This is a genomic window from uncultured Gimesia sp., assembly GCF_937919775.1.
In the GTDB taxonomy this organism is placed as follows: domain Bacteria; phylum Planctomycetota; class Planctomycetia; order Planctomycetales; family Planctomycetaceae; genus Gimesia.
Genome location: NZ_CALFPF010000705.1, coordinates 1 through 19,425, shown reverse-complemented (window position 1 = coordinate 19,425; position 19,425 = coordinate 1). Strand labels below are relative to the sequence as shown.

Genomic DNA, 19,425 nt, shown 5'->3' with positions numbered 1-19,425 from the left:
GGGCAAAGCAGCCGTGGTCGATGGTGGTTCCTGCCCAGTCAAAAATAACGAGTTGAATTCTGTTTGGTTTCATGACGACTTTCATTCAGTGAAATTACAGAGTCTGCTGTTCCAGCACCCTGCTGACATAAGTTAAGTAATATTCGAGTTCCGGTGTTTCGTAACCGGGGATTTTGGCCGCTTCATCCCAGCCGCGCAGACGCAGGGCTGCTTGAGACCACGGATTCTTTTCGAACCCTGCCCGTTCAGTCTCATTAAACGGGCCTCCCTGCAACTGCAGGCTTAAAATCGAAGCGGGTGACAAGCGGGAAACATATTGGGCATCCGTGGCACAGCGATAGCGTTTGGCGGCCACATGCAAACGGATTGGTTCGGTGACATTCGGGGGGAAGTATCGAATCAGCCACTGGGCGCCGATGTTTTCATGCAGATCGTCAATGCCCTGTGTCGCGCAGTCTTCATCGTGTTTATGCAGCAGATGACCGAAGTCATGCAGTAAGGCGGCGACGATCAATTCCGGCGATGCGTCCGCTTGTTCTGCAGCATCAGCGGCCTGCAGTGCGTGCTCTGTTTGTGAGATGGCTTCGCCGGCGTACATCTCGTTTCCCTTTTCCGTGAACCGCTGTCGGATTTCTTCAACGATCATTTCGACATTATGCCGGGACATCGGGAGTCTCCTGCTCGAGTTCGGGTGAAAGCGCTTGCGCCAGATTCATTTCCCGTTCCTGAATCAGCCAATACACGGTGCCGGCGATAATCGCCGTGCAACAGATGCCTGCCAGTCCGCCGAAAGCCATCTTCCAACCATAATTTTGCGCAATCAGGCCGACTGTATGACCGGAAAGAATGGCACCCAGATAACCGGCGGAGTCAATGAGTCCGGCGACGGTGGAGCAACCGCGCTTGCCCCCCAGGTCAATGGCCATTACACCGGAGAGGAAGGAATAAGGGGCCATCAGAAAAAACGCGACCAGTGAGAGCAGTGTGAGTGCTAAAACCGGCTTGCCGGAAACATCAATCGTGGCAAGCAAAATCAGTGACAACACCAGCAGTATCAGGCTGGGAAGTACAACCCGTCCATGTCTGCCCTGCAAACGGTCTGACGTGATGCCTGCCAGATAAGTCGAACAGCCTCCCACAAGGGGGAACAGCATGCTGCCGATCGCGGCGCTGCCGATATTAAATTGCGCCACTTCATTCAGAAACGTCGGGGTCCAGAAGTTAAATGTTTCGCGCACCAGAGTCAGGCTGAAATTCATGATGCAGATCAGCCAGAATAACGGGCTGACGAGCAGCGGTTTCAAAACTTCTTTAATGGAAATTCGCTCTGCATGATTTCCCTCTGCGCCATACACATTCAGGGGGTTGGCACTTGGTTCGTCCAGCCCCACGTCAATCGGACTTGATTTTAACGTTCGATACACAAAGACCGTGATCAAAGTCAGAGAGATGGCGGCGACAAAAAACACCGTGCGCCAGTCCGCCAGAAAGCCGAGCAAGGAATAAGATTCGCCGAGGGAGATCAAACTGCCAAGATAAATCCGGGCGAACGCATCGCCAAACAAAAAAGAGAGCGAAAGAATGGCCATCACAGTCGCGTGCCGCTCTACGGGAAACCAGCGCGACGCGGTCTTTACCAGAGCCACCCAGCCCATTGATTGAAAAAAACGATTGCAGGCCCAGATGATAATAAACAGCGTCAGGCCCGAAGCCAGACCGAACAGGACGGAAAAAATAATCGAGCAGATCATTCCCGTCAGGAACAGCAGTCTGCCGCCGAGAAAGTCAGCCAGATATCCGTTGATGATTTTTCCAATGGCGTAAAGCATCACACCAACTGAGGCAACAGTGCCCATTTCGATTTTCGTAATGCCCGCACCTGCGTATTCTTTGAGCAGCAGGGGAGTCGCGACCGCGAGATTGGAGCGGCAGATATAATAACCGACATAACCCAGAAACAGACTCAAAAGAGTCAGGCGTTGCCAGCTTCTGGTAGGGTTTTTTGACATCGAAATCCGCTTAATTAAAGAGAGAGTTGATCGAGATTTTCTTTTGCCAGCCCGGGGCCGGTTGTCATTCCTTTGCCGCCGATGCCGGTGATGAGATGAATTCCCTCACAGGGCGAATGCTGAAACAGTCCGGCCGACTTTTCCTCAGTATAAATACCGCACCAGCGATCAGTGACCTGAAAATCCAGGTTTACAAACATTTTTCGCGCATAATTAATGATCAGAGCTTCAATCTCTGCCGACAGGAATTCGGTGGGCGGGTCGTTCGAATATTCGTGCGAATCACCCAGGATGAATTCGTTATTCTGGTTCTGGGTGAGCCAGATTTGAATGCCCCGCTCCTGTAATTCCGGAACGGGTGGCTCCAGTGAAACGCTCTGCAAAAACTGTGCGTTCAAAAAGGCCGGGTAACGCGTCAGGGCTATCGGTGATGCGATACTTGTTCCCAGCATGCGATTTTCCGGGTTGGACAATTTGAGCATCTGCAGCTTGCAGTAATGCAGATTGCTTTCCGCATAGGTTTCCGGAAACAGGGTCTGGAGATCAGCTCCGGCACAGACAAAAACGTGTTTCGCGTTGAACTGTCTGCCGTCGGCGGTTTTGATCTGATTGTGACTGGTACGTTCTTCGACAGAAACTACGGTTGATTTCGGCAGGTAATCACAGTCGGAGTTGCTGGCGAACCAGTTGATAAAGGCCCGAAAAAACAGGTAGGGGTCCAACTGCAGATCCTGCGCGAAATAGAGGCTTCCTTTACAGAATTCGGGATTCAGACAGCAGCTTGAGCGGATGGTTTCCTCCGCGTTTAGAAATTCCGCCGGGCAAAGGTCAACATTCTGCGCGCGTACCATCTGTTCTAAAAATGCGGCTTCCGCTTCCGTATGCGCTAAATATTGTGTCCCCACGCGGCGGAGAGGAACTCCCAGTAAATCGGTGAGCTCGGAATAAATTTCGCAGGATGCCAACGCACGCTCGCGCCAGATGCCCGGAGGCATGGCGCTGGGAATAATCAGCCCAAAATTGCGAATCGACGCCTGTTGCGGAATGACATTCCGCTCGATCAACAGTGTTTTGAAGCCCCGTCGCATGGAAAAGAAGGCATGAAAAGCGCCCAGTACGCCGCCTCCGATCACGATCACATCATATTGACTCTGATAAGGTTGTGTCGACATGGTTACGAGTACGTGGAGAGCAGGAGTGAAAAACAGCAGCGGTTGATTTCGCTTGTCCGGGTTACTGTCACGCATCAGTGAAGTTCGCGGTCTGGCGGAAGGAACAGGAAAACGTTCCGCCAGACCTCGGTCAAACTTCATTGTGCATTGAAAAGTATGTGTGATTTGGGCCAGAATACAATGACAAATCGCGCAGTATAATTGACAATTTTTACATCTTCTTCACAGCTTCTTTAACAAATCATGACAGAGCCGCGGTAGGATGACTGGTGCTGAAAGTGGTCCGCTGTCTTGATAACCATCGACTGGAAAGTATGACGAGATGAGGTTTCCCGAACGTCGCAAAATAGCTTTATTAGTACAGACTTCCAGCGACTGGAGCCGCCAGATTATTCAAGGCATTGCTGATTACGCGACCGAACAGGGGGGCTGGGATTTCTGGATTGAATTCCGGGGGCTGAAGGAACAGCTCAAATTTCCCGCTTCCTGGAGTGGGCACGGCACCATCTGTCGGCTGACCGATAACCGCATCCAGCAGTCGATTCTGAAGCGGCGCCTGCCTGCTGTGAACGTATCATGGCTGGGAAAACACTCGTCCCGAATCCCGAAAGTGATATCAGATGAACGGGCCTGTGCCACATTGGCCGCCGAATTTTTTTTGAAGAAAGGGTTTCGTTCATTCGGTTATATCGGCCCCGATCCGACGTCGAATTATCCGGAGACCATCCTGAAAGAATTTCGGAGTCAGGTGGAAACGGCGGGCGGAGTCTGTTTCGATTTTCCTTATTATGAATTGACGAAAGAGGCAGACTATCAGAAACAGCAGCAGCGGTTGAAGCAGTGGTTGTGGGAGCTCCCCAAGCCGGTGGCGCTGCTGGTCTGGTCGAGTAAAATCGGACGCGAAGTTTCAACCGTTTGTGTGAACCATCACCTGGAAATTCCGGATCAGGTGGCCATTCTCAGTATCGAACACGATCCCCTGATGTCGTCGCTCTCCCCGGTACCGCTCTCCTGCATAAATCAGGCGCCGCATGTCGTCGGTTACGAAGCGGCAAAATTACTGGATCAGATGATTCAGGGAAAACCCGCGCCAGACGAGCCGACTCTGATTCCCCCCTTAGCAATTGAGGAACGGGCTTCGACCGATACGCTCTTTGCCAACGATGATCTGGTCAGGGAAGCGATTCAGTTCATTCGGTTACGCGCTGCACAGGAACCGCTGCAGGTTTCGGACATCACACAGCAACTGAATGTCTCCCGACGCATTCTGGAACATCGCTTTCAAAAAGCCCTGCACCGGTCTCCGGCCAGTGAGATTCGTCAGGAAAAATTAAAACGCATCACGAAATTACTGCAGGAAACGAATTTGACCGTTTCCCAAATCGCAGTACGGTGCGGCTTTCAACATCAGGAAGCGATGATTCGGATGTTTGGCAGACTCATGGGAATGTCCCCCCGTGAATATCGGCAATCGATTCATTCTCTGAAATAACACAATCAGATTAACAGGTGTTATTCGAACGATAATTACCCCGTTTCTGAATAGAAACTGGTGTCTGCTATTGGTACGATCAAGGTAGATCAAATGCATTTATTGCCACCTGCTTTTCTGATTGAGGAAGACGACAATGATTCACATCTGCTATAGGCTGTTGCTGGCTGTTTGCGTTGCAGGCCTGATGACCGGGCCCTTATTCGCAGCCGACGATGATGCGGGTTCCATCTTCATCGAGGGCTATACGAATCTGTTGAGTTATCAGCCGGGAGAAAAAGTCGCCTTTCAGATCTCCAGCTCGGAACCGGAGTATGCGGTTGAAATCACGCGGCTCGGGCCTGAGCCGAAGACGGTCTTCAAGGAAACCCGTAAAAATGGTGCCGCGTATTCTGTTCCGGAGAATGCTTCATCCCACGGATGCCACTGGCCGACCGCGTTTGAACTCACCGTGCCCGATTCCTGGCAGAGCGGTTATTACAATGTGCGTCTATCCGTTCGCGATGGCGGCGGCAAGTTCATTCAGCGAAATTCCCGAACAGCCGAATCGAATCTGTTTTTTATCGTACGTTCCAATCAGCCGGGCACGCAGTCGAAAATTCTGATTCAGCTCAGCACGAACACCTACAACGCCTACAACAACTGGGGGGGCTCGAGCCTTTACAGTTATCACGGCCGTGCTAATCTGCAAGGGCATCGCGTTTCCTTTGATCGCCCGCTGGCCGGACAATTTGCGAACTGGGAATACCCGTTTATCATCTGGGCGGAAAGCAACGGATATCAACTCGATTACGCCGCCAACAGCGATCTGGAATTGCATCCCGAACTGCTGCAGCATTACAAGCTGGTGCTGAGTGTCGGCCATGATGAATACTGGTCGGCACCGATGCGCGATCATCTGGAAAACTATATCAAAGCAGGCGGAAACGTCGCCTTTTTCAGCGGGAACTCGGTCTGCTGGCAGGTGCGCAGTGAAGACGAAGGCCGCGCGCTGACCTGCTGGAAACAATGGTATAACCAAGACCCGCTTTTTCCGGAGGGAGACCATCGCCTGTTGTCGACGCTCTGGAGCCATCATCTGGTCAATCGCCCTGAGAATCAGTTAACGGGGGTCGGGTTTCTCTATGGCGGTTATCATAAAAGTCATGGCCAGTTCATGGATGGATCGGGGGCCTACAAGGTGCATCGACCCGCGCACTGGGTCTTTGAAAAAACGGGTATCAAACAGGGAGACGAATTTGGTGGCAAAGATACCATTGTTGGTTATGAGTGTGATGGCTGCCAGTTTGAAATGAAAGACGGTTTGCCCGTGCCGACTTTCAAGGACGGAACGCCGCCCACATTTCAGATTCTCGCCTCCTGCCCCGCGAAATGGGCCCCCGGTGACTGTCTGTGGTATGACCGGTTTGATAAAGACCGCGTGGGCGCTGCGATTCTGGGGATGTATACCAACGGAGGCACCGTCTTCACGGTCGGCAGCACCGACTGGGCGCATGGCTTGCGCGGCAAAGATCCGATCGTTCAGCAGGTCACAAAGAATATTCTGGATCGCTTATCAAAATAAGGATCAGTTGGGCTGCAAACCATCCCAGTCTGGTCTGTTGATGCTATAGAGCACGTGGCGTTTTAACGGATCGCCGTCCGGCAGTGCAGGGTGATCAAAATTATCGATATAGGTCATGCCGATTTTTTCCATCACACGTCTTGAGGCGACATTCGCGGGGACAGTAAAGGAAACAATCTCTTTCAGATTGCATTGCGTGAATCCGAATTCCAGAGCGGCTTGCGCGCCTTCACTGGCATAACCCTGATTCCAGAAAGGGACTGCCAGCCGCCAGCCGATTTCAACACAGGGCGTAAAATAGGCGGAGAATTGGGGAACCGACAGGCCGATGAACCCGGCAAATGGCGTTTGATCTTTGACTTCGACAGCCCAGAGACCAAAGCCGTATTCATCAAAATGCGTTTTTATGCGTCCGACCATCTGCACACTGTGTTCGCGTGGTAGCGTCGAGGGGAAATACCGCATCACCCGTGGATCAGCGTTCATTTCTGCAAAGGAATCCACATCGGCTTCACGCCACTGTCTGAGAATAAGTCGGGAAGTTTCCAATTGCTGTTCCTCTGAGAGCTACATATGTCTAATGAGTATTGTTTCTATTCATTACGAACCTAACGGGAAATTCTTAAATTTATTGCAGGTAATTCGGGTAAAATTTCAGCATCAAGGTGCGGATTCTAACGATATGCAATGCTGTTGATGCGTCTGGACCAGTTGTATTCGCATCGTTTCATGACCAGACCCAACAAAAACCGGCAAACGCGTCAGTGTTTGCTGGCGTTTAAATGTTTGGGATCAGGAAAACAGAGGCAGGCCATGTGGCAAAAAATCAACGTTTTGAAACGGTGCGCACGCCCCAAAACGAACTTTGGAGAGGGATGTTACTTTCACCTTCAAGGCAGGAGAGAAACGTCGAGTTTGGCTCAGTTTGAAAAGCGATCGAGAATTTGCGCCGCGTAGTTGAGCTCGGGGATCAGGCAGGGATGCTTATATTGCTCGATGCTGCCTCCCAGTTTTTTCTGACGTTCCTGCGCGAACCGCTGCCAGGTTCCTTTTGCAAGCGGACACAGTTGCAGGGGTGCGAGACGCCCGGACTGGCGTTTCTCTTCGTATTCACAATTGGTCTGTTGCAGCAGAACATCGATCTGTTTCAGCAGCTCGGAGAGCTTCGCAGCAGGCAGTGCAGCTGACTCTTCGATGAGTAACTGGTAGTGGGGCGGTTCGTCCCAATTGGGAATCAGTGAGTACTGGCCGATTTCGAGAGACGTGTTCTGGATGGCTTTGCGGACCGATTCGACCACCTGCGATTCCGTAATTTTCTCGCCGGTCAGATTGGAAATATGCGCCCCCTTATGCAGAAATTCGAGTAGCGGTGTTGTCTGATGAAACCCGGTGCAGCGCACAACGTCACAGATATGATAGCGATACAGGCCCGAGGGGGTGGTCAGCAGAATAAAATAGTTTCGACCGGTCTGCAGTTGATCGGCCGTTAAGACATTGGTCGAAGTCAGCGGGTCCTCCTCTTCCGGCACGAATTCAAAAAAATGCGAGGTAATATCCAACACACCGGTCGACGTGCCTGATTCCAATGGAATTGTCATGCGGCCTTCGCTGGCAGAGAGGCCATGATCGCGGATTGGCAAGTCGCCATAGTAAGGGGAGAGCTGCGACAGATACGCCCCCGCGCTGCCCCCCATCCAGACTGCGAGTAAAGACAGACCGGGCCAGAACTCGCGTGGATAGAGGTGTCCCGTGCGCTCGATGATCGTTTCCAGTTCCCGGGCACGTTGTCTGTGTTTGCGATGCAGGCGGGGTTTCAGTTTCTGATAAATCGTTGCGTCGAGTTGCTCGACTCCCGTCAGTGTGCCGTCAGCGATATCGCGCACCAGTGATTCCCGATGCAGATCTGTGAATTGTGCCAGATGTAACAGCGTGCTTGGATTCGCAGTTGTGATCATCCCCACATGTCGATCGGCCAGTGAGAGGCGAATCGCGGTATAGTATTTGAGATGCGCTTCATCGATCTGTGAAACTTCACTGGGGACGGTGTAAAGTAATTTCACAACCGGGCTCTGCATGGCGGCAACCAGACCGCTGATATTGCCGCAGGGCGTTCCACCGGGGGTGCGAAACTTGTCAAAATTACTCGAGAGTTGCACGATGTTTTGATATTTTAAAGCCGGGAAATCATCGTAAGCCAGAATGCCCCAGTTCTGCCAGCCCTGGCGATAATCTTTCAGAAACGGTTCGGTAATCGGAATGAATTTGGAATCCGAGGTCGTACCACTGCTCAGGGTAAACATCAACAGGCGATTGGCCGCTCCCAGTAAAGCAGAGGTCTCGCCGTTTTTGACCCGGTCGATAAACGGGCGAAAACGTTCATAATCGGAGACCGGAAAGCGGGATTGAAATTCTTCAATCGTGCAGGAGCCGTTCAGATTCCATTGGCGACTGAAATCACTGTCAGCATTCAAACGCAGAATGCGCTGCAAGGTTTGTTGCTGGACCTGACGACAGTTTTTGGTAAGAGCGAGAAAGGAATGCGCTGCACGACGATAGCGGCGTCGTGTGAATGTTCCTCCGGCAGCCCGTAGCAGATACAGGGCATGCATTCCTTGCTCCCCGGTTGAATAGTGCTGCTGCTAAGAAATGGTCTGAGTGGAGGAGAGTAACAGCTCTCAGGCGACTCTCCTCCCCCTTACAAGACCAGACGATTAATCTTCTTCGTCTTTCTTCTTTTTCTTCTTCTTGCCGACAGAAATCTTTTCAACGCGTACTTTGGGCAAACCGAGGGCACCTTGGCCTTCAACCCAGCGGTCTTCGAATTTCAATTTTTCAATACGCTCTGCTCGCTTTAATACGTTGCGTGCACGGGTCAGCGTACTTTTGCTCTTCAAACTTTTGTCGAGTGACACGGTGTCATCCCCTCTTATTAGATGTTATTTCGATGACAGTTATTTACTTTACTATGGAAATAAACTGTCAGAATTGGCATAGTGGTGTAACATTCGCAAGATGAGCTGAATCAGCATGCTGTCCAAACGGATTTTTCACCCGTGACGAATTGCGAAGCGACATATGTTAAAAGGAATGGTCTTTGATTGCAACCGCTGCTAAATGAAACCTTTCCGCAGTTTTTCGCGAAATCCGGAATTTCGTCCTTAAAAACGGGGGCCGAGGGAGACCTGTTATTTCTCTTTACGATACAAATTTCACCTGGTTAGACTGGTCGATCGTTGTTTGCTATCTACTTTCATCGATCGTAATTGGTTTGTGGGCCAATCGTTACGTTGGAAATCTTTCCGATTATCTGGTTGCGGGCCGCAAACTTCGCTTGCGAATGGCTCTGGCGACGATGACGGGGACCGAACTCGGACTGGTCACGGTCATGTACATGGCCGAGCTCGGTTTTATGCAGCAGTATGCTTCGTTATACCTCGCATTTCTGGAAGCAGGGGCCGTTTTAATCATTGGGCTGACCGGTTTTGTCGTCTATCGGCTGCGCGAATCCGCAATCATGACCATTCCGGAATATTATGAAAAACGCTATTCCTCCCGTGTGCGTGTTGTGGGCGCAATCGTCATGGTGGTTTCGGGCGTGTTGAATATGGGGCTGTTTCTGAAAGCGGGCTCGCAGTTTCTGACGGCGATTTCCGGCCTGCAGGATGAAATGTCGCTCAAACTGATTATGACGGGGCTGTTATTACTCGTTCTGTTTTACACCGTGCTGGGAGGCATGGTGTCGGTGGTGATTACCGACCTGATTCAGTTTCTGATTCTGGGAACGGGCATGGTGATTGTGACATGTGTTGTATTCTGGTCGATCGGCTGGGCAGGGCTGTCGTCGATAGTGACAGAGCAAAACGGTTACTTTAACCCTTTCGAGTCGGACAACCCATCCGGAAAAGGGCCAGGTATCGGCTGGTTGCAAATCATTCAGATGACGGTGGTGATTGGATCGGCGGCCATGTTGTGGCCGACCAGTGCCGCACGAACGCTATCCTGTCAGAGTGCTGCGGTTGCTCAGAAATTGTACACGTTAAGTTCGATTTCGTTTCTGGCACGCCGCGCCTTGCCTGTTTTCTGGGGTATCGGGACATTCGCTTTTTTTGCTTCACAGCCGGAACTGTTCGCGGAGTTTGAACAGGCCGTCGAATCGAATCCTTCCATTACGTCCCTGTCAGCCATGCCGCTCTTTCTGGGGAAAGTGGTGCCCACTGGATTACTCGGGCTGGTGACTGCGGGCATGATTGCCGCGTTCATGTCGACACACGACAGCTACCTGCTCTGCTGGAGCAGCGTGATTACACAGGATATTGTGGCCCCCCTGGTGGGTCCCATGAGCCAGCGTTCCCGTATTTTAGTGACACGCATCGCCATCTTTGTGATCGGTGCCATGTTATTGATCTGGGGGCTCTGGTATGAAGTCAGCAGTGATTTATGGGGTTATCTGGCGGTCACCGGAGCCGTTTATCTTTCCGGAGCCATTCCCACCGTCGTGGGAGGCCTGTATTGGAAACGGGGTAGTCAGGCAGGAGCACTGGCGGCGATTCTTAGCGGCTTACTGGGCCTTTCGGCAATGGGGCCTTGTGTGGAAGTCATCAATCAATGGCTGCCGGCGGAAGTCAACGGGACGCATCTGACTCTGCTGACGTTTGCGTGTTCCTCAGTCGTTTATATCGTCGGATCGCTGCTTTTTCCGGATCGAAGCCAACCAGAGCCCGTCGGTTCGAATGCCATTTCCTGATGCTGGTGAGAGAAAAACATGTATGTGTGGATGACAATCTGGACGATATTGCTGCTGACCAGCGGTCTGGCCTTTCTGGTGGTGTTAATCTACGTTTCGTATGGAGTGAAAGCAGAACTGCGGGAAACGTTGAATGACTTGAAAGCCGACGTCGAGGAATCGCGGAATCACGAAGAAATTCTCAATCGCCCCGAAGAATAGCCTCCAGAACCCCGTTCGTTTTCATCAAATTGAAGCTCATAAACCAGTAAAATTTCAGGATTTCTGAATAATTGACTGGTGAATGAGTTTCGATCATGGTATTTTTAAATGTCAACAGGCAGACTTTCTCTGAATGTGAAGAGGTGTTTCTGCTGTAAAAGTACCAGGAGTCGCGTCGTTCATGATGTGCCCTTTTTGTCGTGATGGTGAGACGAAAGTAATTGATTCACGTTTGAGTCAACCTTTTAGTGTGCGCCGACGACGAGAATGTCTGGCTTGCGGGAAACGCTATACGACTTACGAAAAGATCGAAGAGTCGCCGCTGAAAGTCATCAAGAAAGATGGCGCCCGTGTCCCCTTCGACCGGATGAAGATGGTCAAAGGGATCGAGACAGCCTGTTATAAAAGGCCCGTCAGCCCCGATGAAATTGAAGCCATCGTGTCACAGATCGAAGCGGAAATCTACGAGAACTTTGACCGTGAAGTTCCCTCCCGTTTTATCGGCGAGCAGGTTTCCGCGACACTGAAATACGTGGACCAGGTGGCCTTCGTGCGGTTTGCCTCAGTGTACCGCAACTTTACGGATGCCAACGATTTTGTCGTTGAGATTCAGCCAATGCTGCGATCACTGGACTGAGCCGCGGCATTAATCAGGCAATAATCTCCGGAACGACATTGCCGGCGACACCGGTGACACGCATGTCGAGTCCCTGAAACTTAAACGTCAGCCGCTCATGATCCATGCCCAGCAGATGCAATAGCGTGGCATGAAAATCGTTGACGTGCATCGGGTTTTCGGCAACATGAAATCCGATATCGTCCGTCTTGCCATACGCAAACCCGCGTTTCACACCACCGCCCGCCATCCAGACCGTGTAGGCGTCTTTGTGATGATCGCGACCGGGGGCTTTGCGGTCTCCCTGCACCATCGGAGTTCTACCAAACTCGGCTCCCCAGACCACGAGTGTGTCATCCAGCAGCCCGCGCTGTTTCAGGTCTCGTATCAGTGCGGCGATTGGTTGGTCGACCTGTTTGCATTTACTTTTAAGGCCATTGACGAGACTGCCGTGATGGTCCCATCCCTGATCAAACAGTTGCACGAACCGGACGCCGCGCTCCACCAGTCGTCTGGCCAGCAGGCAGTTATTCGCAAAACTGGCTTTGCCCGGTTCGGTGCCATACTGCTCGTGAATGTGCTTTGGTTCGTTGGAAATATCCATCAGCTCCGGAACGGCCGACTGCATGCGGTAAGCCATTTCGTATTGATTAATCCGCGTCGCAATTTCGGGATCACCGACATCGGCTAACTGGACTTTGTTTAAATGATTCACGCTGTCGATAATACGTCTGCGGTCTTCGTCGGTCATGCCTTTCGGATTGGAAAGAAACAGCACGGGATCTCCCGACGAACGAAATTCCACACCCTGATAGATGCTGGGCAGAAAGCCGCTGCCCCACAAGCTATTGCCCGCACCTGCGACGTTGCCGGTAATCAGAACGACGAATCCCGGCAGGTTACTGTTTTCCGAACCCAGACCATAATTCACCCAGGAGCCCAGAGAAGGGCGACCGAAACGCGAGAAACCGGTCTGAAAAAACAGTTGCGCCGGAGCATGATTGAAATGGTCGGTTTTTAATGAATGAATCATACAGAGTTCGTCGGAGACCGATCCCAGATGGGGCATTAGTTCCGAGATCGGAATGCCCGCTTCTCCCTGTTGTTTGAAAGCAAACGGGCTACCCATCAGTTTGGGCTGCTCTCGAATAAACGCCAGCCGCAGACCTTCCCAGAGTTTATCGGGAACCAGTTGACCATCCAGCTCCTGCAGTTTGGGTTTGGCGTCGTAAAGATCGAGATGCGAGGGGGCGCCCACCATATGCAGAAAGATGACGTTTTTCGCTTTGGGAGGAAAATGTGATCGTTGGGCCGCCATCGCATTCGTGGCAGACGGAACTGCTGCCTGCAATGAGTCCGTCAATAAGGCGGTCAACGCAGCGCCGCCGACGCCCAAGCCGGCCCGTTGAAAAAATTCACGACGGGTATAATTCAGCAATTGTTGCAAATGCTCGTTCATCATCAACCCTTCGTAATGGTTTCATCAAGGTTCAGCAGAATATTCGCGACATAAAGCCAGGCCGCCATCCGCGAGGCACCGACCCCTTCCGGGCGGTTGTCTGCCGAGATCAGCTTCTGGGCTGCTTGAGGGTGTTCCTGGAAATAATTTAATTCCTGCTGGAAGACTTTGGTCAGGTGCTCCACTTCAACATCTTTTGGTTCACGGGCCACACAGAGACGGAACGCATACGCGATTCGTTCACGGTCGCTCAGGTCCGTCGCCAGCCCCTTTGTCGCCAGACGTTTCGCCAGTCCGATGCCGATTTCCACATAAGCGGGATCGTTCAATAGAGTGAGTGCCTGCAGCGGCGTATTGGTGCGCGAGCGATTGATCACACAGGCGCCGCGGTCGGGAGCATCAAAATTCGTAAAACTGGGATAAGGGGCACTGCGGCGCCAGATGACATACACGCCTCGGCGGTAGCGGTCTTCTGCAGTGGATGTGAGATACTTGGGCGCATTCCGGCCCACATGCCTCCAGAGTCCCTCCGGTTGTGGCGGATAAATGGGTGGGCCTCCCATTTTGGTGGAAAGCAGACCGCTGATGGCGAGCGCATTATCGCGGATGGTTTCGGCTGACAAACGGAGTCTCGGACCGCGGGTATACAGTTTATTGTAGGGATCGACTTCGAGTAAAGCCGGCGTGACTTTCGCAGACTGCTGATAGGTGGCCGACATCACGATCGTTTTATGAATCTGTTTCATCGACCAGTTGTGTTCCATAAAATCCACCGCCAGCCAGTCGAGTAATTCAGGATGGGTTGGTGCATCCCCCTGACTGCCAAAATCTTCCTGAGTCGCTACGATCCCCTGGCCAAAGAACTGGGACCACCAGCGATTGACGGTCACGCGGGCCACCAGCGGATTTTCTTTTGCCACCAGCCATTTCGCAAATTCCAGACGGCTCGGCGTCTCTTTGGTTTTCATAGAATGCAGGGCGTCCGGCGTGTTTGGTGTGACCTCGGCGCCTTTGCTCAGAAAGTCCCCTCGTTTGAAAATGTTGTTCATCCGCGGCTCGGGCATTTCGACCATCACCAGCGTCGAATCCGGTTCAAACGCTTCTAATTCGTTCTTAATTCGATTGAGATCTTTTTCCAGTTCGGCATAGGTTTGATCCTGCTGCTGCTGAAACTGAGTCAGTGATTTAGTTTGTTTGGCCGTTCGCTTTTCGGCTTCTATTCGAAGGATTTTTTGAATGGCGACGGGGACTTTGGCACTTTCTTCGCTGTTCTCCAACAGTGCGAGTGTTGTATCTTCCCACTCGGACACCGAGTTCGCCAATTCTTTTTCGCGGGCTTTTAACTGATTCTGCACGGCTAATCGCTGATTGGTGAGCTCGTCTTTGGTCTTGATTTCGTTGGTGTTCAGAGGCAACGCCAGTTTAGGGCCAGTGACTTCAAACGTCACACTTTTACCAACCTGTTTGACTTCCAGTGGCGTGTTGTTGAAGAACGCAAAAATCTGGTAGTAGTCCTGCTGGGAGAACGGATCGTATTTGTGATTGTGACATTGGGCACATTCAAACGTTGTTCCCAGCCAGACCAGTCCGGTGGTATTGACCCGGTCAAAGATCTGATTCACGCGGTTCTCTTCCGGATCCACGCCCGCTTCGACATTACAGGTCGTGCAGCGATGAAAGCCGGTGGCAATTTTCTGATCGAGGGTTGCCTGGGGCAAGAGGTCGCCAGCGATCTGCTGAATCGTGAACTGATCGAAGGGGAGATCCTGATTAATCGAGTTGATCACCCAGTCGCGATAGAGCCACATCTCGCGCAGCTGGTCCGCCTGAAAGCCGTTCGAGTCGGCGTAACGCGCCAGATCGAGCCATTGTCGTGCCCATTTTTCTCCGTAGCGCGGTGACTTGAGTAGTGCATCAACATACTTTTCGTAGGCTTCCGGTGAGGGGTCTTTTTCAAACGCCAGGACCGCTTCGGGAGTCGGAGGCAGGCCAATCAAATCCAGCGAGACGCGGCGCAGCAAGCGTGCCGGGCTGGCTTGTGGCGACTGTGTGAGGGGCGTCTTCTGTTGATTCAGTTTTTCGACGATAAAAGCGTCGATGGGATTATGGATCCGATACGAGCCCTTCACCGCTGGTATCGAGCTTTTAACTGGTGGCAGATAAGCCCAGTGTTTGGGGGCTTCCGATTCCGTAGGCCAGGGGGCGCCCTGATCAATCCACTGTTTCAGAATGCCAATTTCCTGTCGGGAGAGACGCTCACCAGCGTCAGAGGGGGGCATCTGCTCTTTTTTATCTTGCGTCGAGACGCGGTGGATCAGCAGGCTCAAATCACTTTTACCGGCGATGATCGCCGGTTCGCCTGAATCATTGCGGAGCAGGATATTTTTGCGGTTCGTCAGACGCAAGCCCCCTTCACGGGCATCGGGCCCATGACAGTCCTGGCAGTGTTTGACAAAAATAGGCTGGACCGATTTTTTAAAATCAATCTGCTGCGGAGTAACCGGTTTTGCTGCCGGGAGGGGAGCCGACAGGGAGACAGTCGGCGCGAACAGATACATGACGAGCACAACCGAGAGACTGCCCAAAACAGTGCGTGCTTTTTGAGAACCATACATACGCGTTCAATCCCTGACAGGCCGCATCCAGTAAGACCGCAATAATCTCAAGGCGTGACCTGGTGAGACAATTGAAAGTAATGCCGGTCCGTCTGAACCGCCGACTTCGGGGGACGGTAGTCAGACACCATTGCCTGACGGGCTGATTAAATCATGGGGAAAGTGGCTGTGGTTGACCTTTCCGCAGGAGAAATATCAAGGGTTCAGCATAACCTCAAACGACAGGAATTTCAAGTTTTTATATAAAGAACAACTTGTCTGACGGCCAATAAATCGACGTAAGCTGCTAATTATTAAAGAGATAGGTCGAACACTGCCAACCGCAGGCTAAGGAACCTCGATTACGATTTTGCTTTGGGACGTTTGGGGGCGGGCTGCTTCATGTTTTGCGCCGATTTCCCCGCTTCGAAAATATCAACCGCGCCGTTGTTCTGTTGTGGCTTGCCTGGTGTGGAACGTCCCTGGTCGGCATAACTTTGCAGCAACGCCGTTAATTCTTTAACGACTTCGGGATGCAGGTGCTGCACGTTTTTTTGTTCTCCGACGTCGTCGTTCAAGTCATACAGCTGAATTGCCGGAAGCTGACTCAGGTCATCTTTACCCGGCTTGGGAAAACTCCAGCCACCGGAACCCGGGCAGAGTTCCAGTTTCCAGTGATCCTTGCGAATGGAAAACGCACCCCGGATCGAATGATGGACGACGGCTTCGCGGAGCGGTTTAGTCGCCTTGCCTTCCATCGCGGGCAGGATGCTGACGCTGTCTTCTCCTGCTTCATCGGGCAGTTGTGCGCCGACGATGTCAGCCGCAGTTGCCATGAGATCGGTCAGACAGGTGAGCTGGTCCGAGTGTGTTCCCGCTTTAATCCGCGCGGGCCAGTTGGCGATGAACGGGACGCGATGGCCGCCTTCATAAATGTCGGCTTTATGTCCGCGAAAGCGATCACTGGGCTGATGGTTTTTGTCGGCCATCTCTTTGAAGTTGGCAGCCGGCGAGCAGCCATTATCGGCGGTGAAAATGACCAGCGTATTTTCCGCGATACCCTGTGCTTTGAGCGCACGCATCACCTGTCCTACGGTGTCATCAACCTGCATTACAAAATCGCAGTAGGCGTTGATGCCACTTTTCCCCTGCCATTCAGGCGTGGGGAGAATCGGCGTGTGCGGTGCATTGAGGGGGAAGTAAATGAAGAATGGCTTTCCTGTTTTCGCAGCCGCTGCATGTTGATCGATAATCTCCACGGTTTTGTCGGTGATGCGCGGCAGCACGTCGATCGCTTCGAAATCTTTATGCGCGGGCCCGTCGCGAAAGAAGGCTTTGGTGACCGTCGGTATTCCCTGACTGCGGTTGTTTTCAATATAAACATAGGGGGGCATATCCAGGGAAGCACTGATGCCAAAGAAGTAGTCGAAGCCGACACTGTTCGGGCCATTCTGAATGGGTTTGGAATAATCGACGTCCCAGCCCGGATTGGTTTTTTTGTCGTACGCCTGTTCCGTCGCGATGCCTCCCTGCTTGAGCGTCCAGTCCATGCCCAGATGCCATTTCCCCACACAGGCGGTAAAGTAATCGTGCTGTTTCAGCATTTCCGGAACCGTCAACCGGTCGGGTTCAATCAGGCGACGGGACAGACCCCAGAGCACGCCGCTTTTCAGGCGGGATCGCCAGTTGTAGCGGCCCGTCAGAATTCCGTAGCGGGTGGGAGTACAGACCGAAGAACTGGAATGGGCGTCGGTAAAAATCATGCCGCCATGAGCCAGCTGGTCCAGATGCGGCGTTGCAATTTTACACTCGGGATTCAGTGCGCGAATGTCGCCGTATCCCATATCATCGGCGAGGATGTAGATAATATTCGGGTCGGCAGCATGGCTTGTGCCCCACGCGCTGAACAGGGTGATGAATAACAGGCAGAGCGCAGCGGGGGAAATTTTCATCAGAGCCTCGGAAAAATGAGAAAATCAGGGAACGAAGACCAGATAATTCAGTCTAACAGTTGTGGACTGCATTTCACAATCCACCGATTCCGTTTCAAATGCCCGGAACGAGACAACTTTGATCATTCACCTGCGTAAGTCCTTAATTTACACTTTCATTTCCTGGGTGCATGCCGTTACTATGTGTAGTATATACTTGTATTGATCTACTCCAAAACTGGCTCATCAAAGAAGCAGGCTTTGGAAAACACCGTTCTCCGCAATTTAAATGGAGAATGCCGTTCCTTCCTGAGCTAAGATAAGCTAAATTCAAGTCCTTGTATCGTAACATTTTATCATGACCTGCGACCGATTTTTCGGTCAACTTCATTTGATTGATCAGCCCAAAGTTTGAGGAACAACAGCGTGAAAAGTATCTGGGCGTCTCTTTTCGTAATTCTTAGCTTTGCGGCGCTATCAACGGACATCCAGGCTCAAGCCGATCCGAAGGGTGGAGGAGATTCGCAGGCGAGTCAGCGAGTCGTTTCAGTTGCTGCTGCGCCGGGAAAATATCCTCCGCTGCCGGTTCCCTTTTTTCGGGGAAATGGTCAAGCCACGTATTCACAAGGATTCTATTTCCACTTCTGGAAGTTTCTGCTTGTGGTCCTGTTATTTTTACTCTGGGCGAAAACATCATACTGGGTAGATGAAGACAGCCGCGGATTAAAGAGTAATACCCAATTCTGGAGTTCCGTCATCTTAGGAGCCGGGGGACTCGGTTTTCTGTTGGTGTTTTGTATGCCCAGCTTTCTGTTTGGTTTTTTTATCTTAATGGTGGCTTATGGTGCGCCTCTCGGGCTCTATATTCACGAACGGAATGCCAAAGTTCCTCCGTCCAGCAGGGTCCTGACGCCCGATCACATTCAGAATTTAACGCTTCGCTATCTGGCCCGGATGGGAATTCGGGTGGGAGGCAAAAAGATGCAACAGGCTGCGGTGGGCCCTGAAATCCGCTTTGTCGGAAAATCAGCGAGCGGGCGAGGCGATGATCCCACGAGTTCTCGCCGCGTTGAGAATTCGCGTGGCTTTCTGGCGGCCAAGGAACTGATCTACGATGCCGTCATGCGACGAGCGACGGACGTGCATCTTGAGCCAAAGGAAGATGAAGTGGGTGTGCGTCTGCGTATTGACGGTGTGATGTATCCCACGGAAGGTTTCGATCGTGCGATTGGTGAAGCCGTTCTGAATATTTTTAAAGTACTCGGGGCAATGGACATTACCGAGAAGCGTCGGCCGCAGGATGGCAGCTTCCGTGCCATTATGCCCGATCGTGAAATTGATTTTCGTTTAGCCAGTCAGGGAACCCGACATGGCGAAAAAATGAGCTTGCGTATTCTCGACCAGACAAACTCCGTCGGCTCACTGGCAGAACTGGGAATACGAAAACAACTGGTCGATAAACTCAGCTCGATTGTCAAACAGCCGCACGGTCTGTTTTTATGCTGTGGTCCGACAGGTGCCGGTAAATCAACGACATTATTTGCCGCCCTGCATGAGATTGACCCTTATCAGCGGAATATCATCACCATCGAAGATCCTGTGGAATATCGAATCGATAATGTTTCACAGATTGAAATCAACCA

Annotated in this window: 15 protein-coding genes; 6 read left to right on the top strand and 9 right to left on the bottom strand. The window is 51.9% G+C overall.

Annotation, left to right across the window (positions count from 1 at the left end; translation table 11 throughout):
• Window positions 1-94: 94 nt before the first annotated feature.
• Genes Q0294_RS20010 through Q0294_RS20000 form a run of 3 tightly spaced genes read right to left on the bottom strand, consistent with a single transcriptional unit; the run spans window position 95 to window position 3,322 of the window.
• Complete coding sequence (locus tag Q0294_RS20010; protein WP_299468991.1) at window positions 95-667, bottom strand: phosphonate degradation HD-domain oxygenase; 573 nt, start codon at window positions 665-667, stop codon at window positions 95-97.
• Complete coding sequence (locus Q0294_RS20005; RefSeq protein ID WP_299468989.1) at window positions 654-2,009, bottom strand: MFS transporter; 1,356 nt, start codon at window positions 2,007-2,009, stop codon at window positions 654-656. Before Q0294_RS20005 ends, Q0294_RS20010 begins: the two co-directional genes overlap by 14 nt.
• 14 nt (window positions 2,010-2,023) lie before the next feature.
• On the bottom strand, window positions 2,024-3,322 hold the full coding sequence (locus Q0294_RS20000; RefSeq protein WP_299468987.1) for a TIGR03364 family FAD-dependent oxidoreductase: 1,299 nt from the start codon (window positions 3,320-3,322) through the stop codon (window positions 2,024-2,026).
• Window positions 3,323-3,503: 181 nt separating this feature from the next.
• Between Q0294_RS20000 and Q0294_RS19995 the strand changes: the two genes are divergently transcribed.
• Window positions 3,504-4,673 carry a DNA-binding transcriptional regulator gene (locus Q0294_RS19995; protein ID WP_299468985.1) on the top strand — a complete coding sequence of 390 codons (1,170 nt, stop codon included), beginning with the start codon at window positions 3,504-3,506 and terminating at the stop codon, window positions 4,671-4,673.
• A 136-nt stretch (window positions 4,674-4,809) separates the two neighbouring features.
• Window positions 4,810-6,237 carry a N,N-dimethylformamidase beta subunit family domain-containing protein gene (locus Q0294_RS19990; protein WP_299468983.1) on the top strand — a complete coding sequence of 476 codons (1,428 nt, stop codon included), beginning with the start codon at window positions 4,810-4,812 and terminating at the stop codon, window positions 6,235-6,237.
• 3 nt (window positions 6,238-6,240) lie between these two features.
• Here Q0294_RS19990 and Q0294_RS19985 read toward each other — a convergent pair whose 3' ends face one another.
• From Q0294_RS19985 to Q0294_RS19975, 3 genes are all read right to left on the bottom strand, one after another.
• On the bottom strand, window positions 6,241-6,786 hold the full coding sequence (locus Q0294_RS19985) for a GNAT family N-acetyltransferase (RefSeq protein ID WP_299468981.1): 546 nt from the start codon (window positions 6,784-6,786) through the stop codon (window positions 6,241-6,243).
• 371 nt (window positions 6,787-7,157) lie between these two features.
• Window positions 7,158-8,846 carry a GH3 auxin-responsive promoter family protein gene (locus Q0294_RS19980; RefSeq protein ID WP_299468979.1) on the bottom strand — a complete coding sequence of 563 codons (1,689 nt, stop codon included), beginning with the start codon at window positions 8,844-8,846 and terminating at the stop codon, window positions 7,158-7,160.
• A 102-nt stretch (window positions 8,847-8,948) separates the two neighbouring features.
• Entirely contained in the window at window positions 8,949-9,149 is a 201-nt protein-coding gene (locus tag Q0294_RS19975) for a small basic protein (RefSeq protein ID WP_299468977.1), read from the bottom strand.
• 356 nt (window positions 9,150-9,505) lie between these two features.
• Between Q0294_RS19975 and Q0294_RS19970 the strand changes: the two genes are divergently transcribed.
• From Q0294_RS19970 to nrdR, 3 genes are all read left to right on the top strand, one after another.
• Window positions 9,506-10,981, top strand: a complete 1,476-nt coding sequence (locus Q0294_RS19970) for a sodium:solute symporter (RefSeq protein ID WP_299468975.1) — start codon at window positions 9,506-9,508, stop codon at window positions 10,979-10,981.
• 30 nt (window positions 10,982-11,011) lie between these two features.
• Window positions 11,012-11,182 carry a hypothetical protein gene (locus Q0294_RS19965; RefSeq protein ID WP_299468973.1) on the top strand — a complete coding sequence of 57 codons (171 nt, stop codon included), beginning with the start codon at window positions 11,012-11,014 and terminating at the stop codon, window positions 11,180-11,182.
• Window positions 11,183-11,363: 181 nt separating this feature from the next.
• Window positions 11,364-11,819 carry a transcriptional regulator NrdR gene (nrdR, locus tag Q0294_RS19960; RefSeq protein WP_299468971.1) on the top strand — a complete coding sequence of 152 codons (456 nt, stop codon included), beginning with the start codon at window positions 11,364-11,366 and terminating at the stop codon, window positions 11,817-11,819.
• 13 nt (window positions 11,820-11,832) lie between these two features.
• On the opposite strand, the gene Q0294_RS19955 is transcribed toward nrdR, so the two are convergent.
• The 3 genes from Q0294_RS19955 to Q0294_RS19945 all read right to left on the bottom strand — a co-directional run bounded on the left by Q0294_RS19955 (window position 11,833) and on the right by Q0294_RS19945 (window position 17,803).
• On the bottom strand, window positions 11,833-13,257 hold the full coding sequence (locus tag Q0294_RS19955) for a DUF1501 domain-containing protein (RefSeq protein ID WP_299468969.1): 1,425 nt from the start codon (window positions 13,255-13,257) through the stop codon (window positions 11,833-11,835).
• A 2-nt stretch (window positions 13,258-13,259) separates the two neighbouring features.
• Window positions 13,260-15,872, bottom strand: coding sequence for a PSD1 and planctomycete cytochrome C domain-containing protein (locus Q0294_RS19950; protein WP_299468967.1), 2,613 nt, complete (start codon window positions 15,870-15,872; stop codon window positions 13,260-13,262).
• A 341-nt stretch (window positions 15,873-16,213) separates the two neighbouring features.
• Window positions 16,214-17,803, bottom strand: coding sequence for an arylsulfatase (locus Q0294_RS19945; protein ID WP_299468965.1), 1,590 nt, complete (start codon window positions 17,801-17,803; stop codon window positions 16,214-16,216).
• Between the two features lie 405 nt (window positions 17,804-18,208).
• Here Q0294_RS19945 and Q0294_RS19940 point away from each other — a divergent pair.
• The coding region (locus Q0294_RS19940) for an ATPase, T2SS/T4P/T4SS family (RefSeq protein ID WP_299468963.1) at window positions 18,209-19,425 on the top strand (1,217 nt) is incomplete at its 3' end.

Bases quoted from the DNA above. Each gene is read 5' to 3' on its own strand.
- Q0294_RS20010 (WP_299468991.1), bottom strand. From the start codon at position 667: ATGTCCCGGCATAATGTCGAAATGATCGTTGAAGAAATCCGACAGCGG.
- Q0294_RS20005 (WP_299468989.1), bottom strand. From the start codon at position 2,009: ATGTCAAAAAACCCTACCAGAAGCTGGCAACGCCTGACTCTTTTGAGT.
- Q0294_RS20000 (WP_299468987.1), bottom strand. From the start codon at position 3,322: ATGAAGTTTGACCGAGGTCTGGCGGAACGTTTTCCTGTTCCTTCCGCC.
- Q0294_RS19995 (WP_299468985.1), top strand. From the start codon at position 3,504: ATGAGGTTTCCCGAACGTCGCAAAATAGCTTTATTAGTACAGACTTCC.
- Q0294_RS19990 (WP_299468983.1), top strand. From the start codon at position 4,810: ATGATTCACATCTGCTATAGGCTGTTGCTGGCTGTTTGCGTTGCAGGC.
- Q0294_RS19980 (WP_299468979.1), bottom strand. From the start codon at position 8,846: ATGCATGCCCTGTATCTGCTACGGGCTGCCGGAGGAACATTCACACGA.
- Q0294_RS19965 (WP_299468973.1), top strand. From the start codon at position 11,012: ATGACAATCTGGACGATATTGCTGCTGACCAGCGGTCTGGCCTTTCTG.
- nrdR (WP_299468971.1), top strand. From the start codon at position 11,364: ATGATGTGCCCTTTTTGTCGTGATGGTGAGACGAAAGTAATTGATTCA.
- Q0294_RS19955 (WP_299468969.1), bottom strand. From the start codon at position 13,257: ATGAACGAGCATTTGCAACAATTGCTGAATTATACCCGTCGTGAATTT.
- Q0294_RS19950 (WP_299468967.1), bottom strand. From the start codon at position 15,872: ATGTATGGTTCTCAAAAAGCACGCACTGTTTTGGGCAGTCTCTCGGTT.
- Q0294_RS19945 (WP_299468965.1), bottom strand. From the start codon at position 17,803: ATGAAAATTTCCCCCGCTGCGCTCTGCCTGTTATTCATCACCCTGTTC.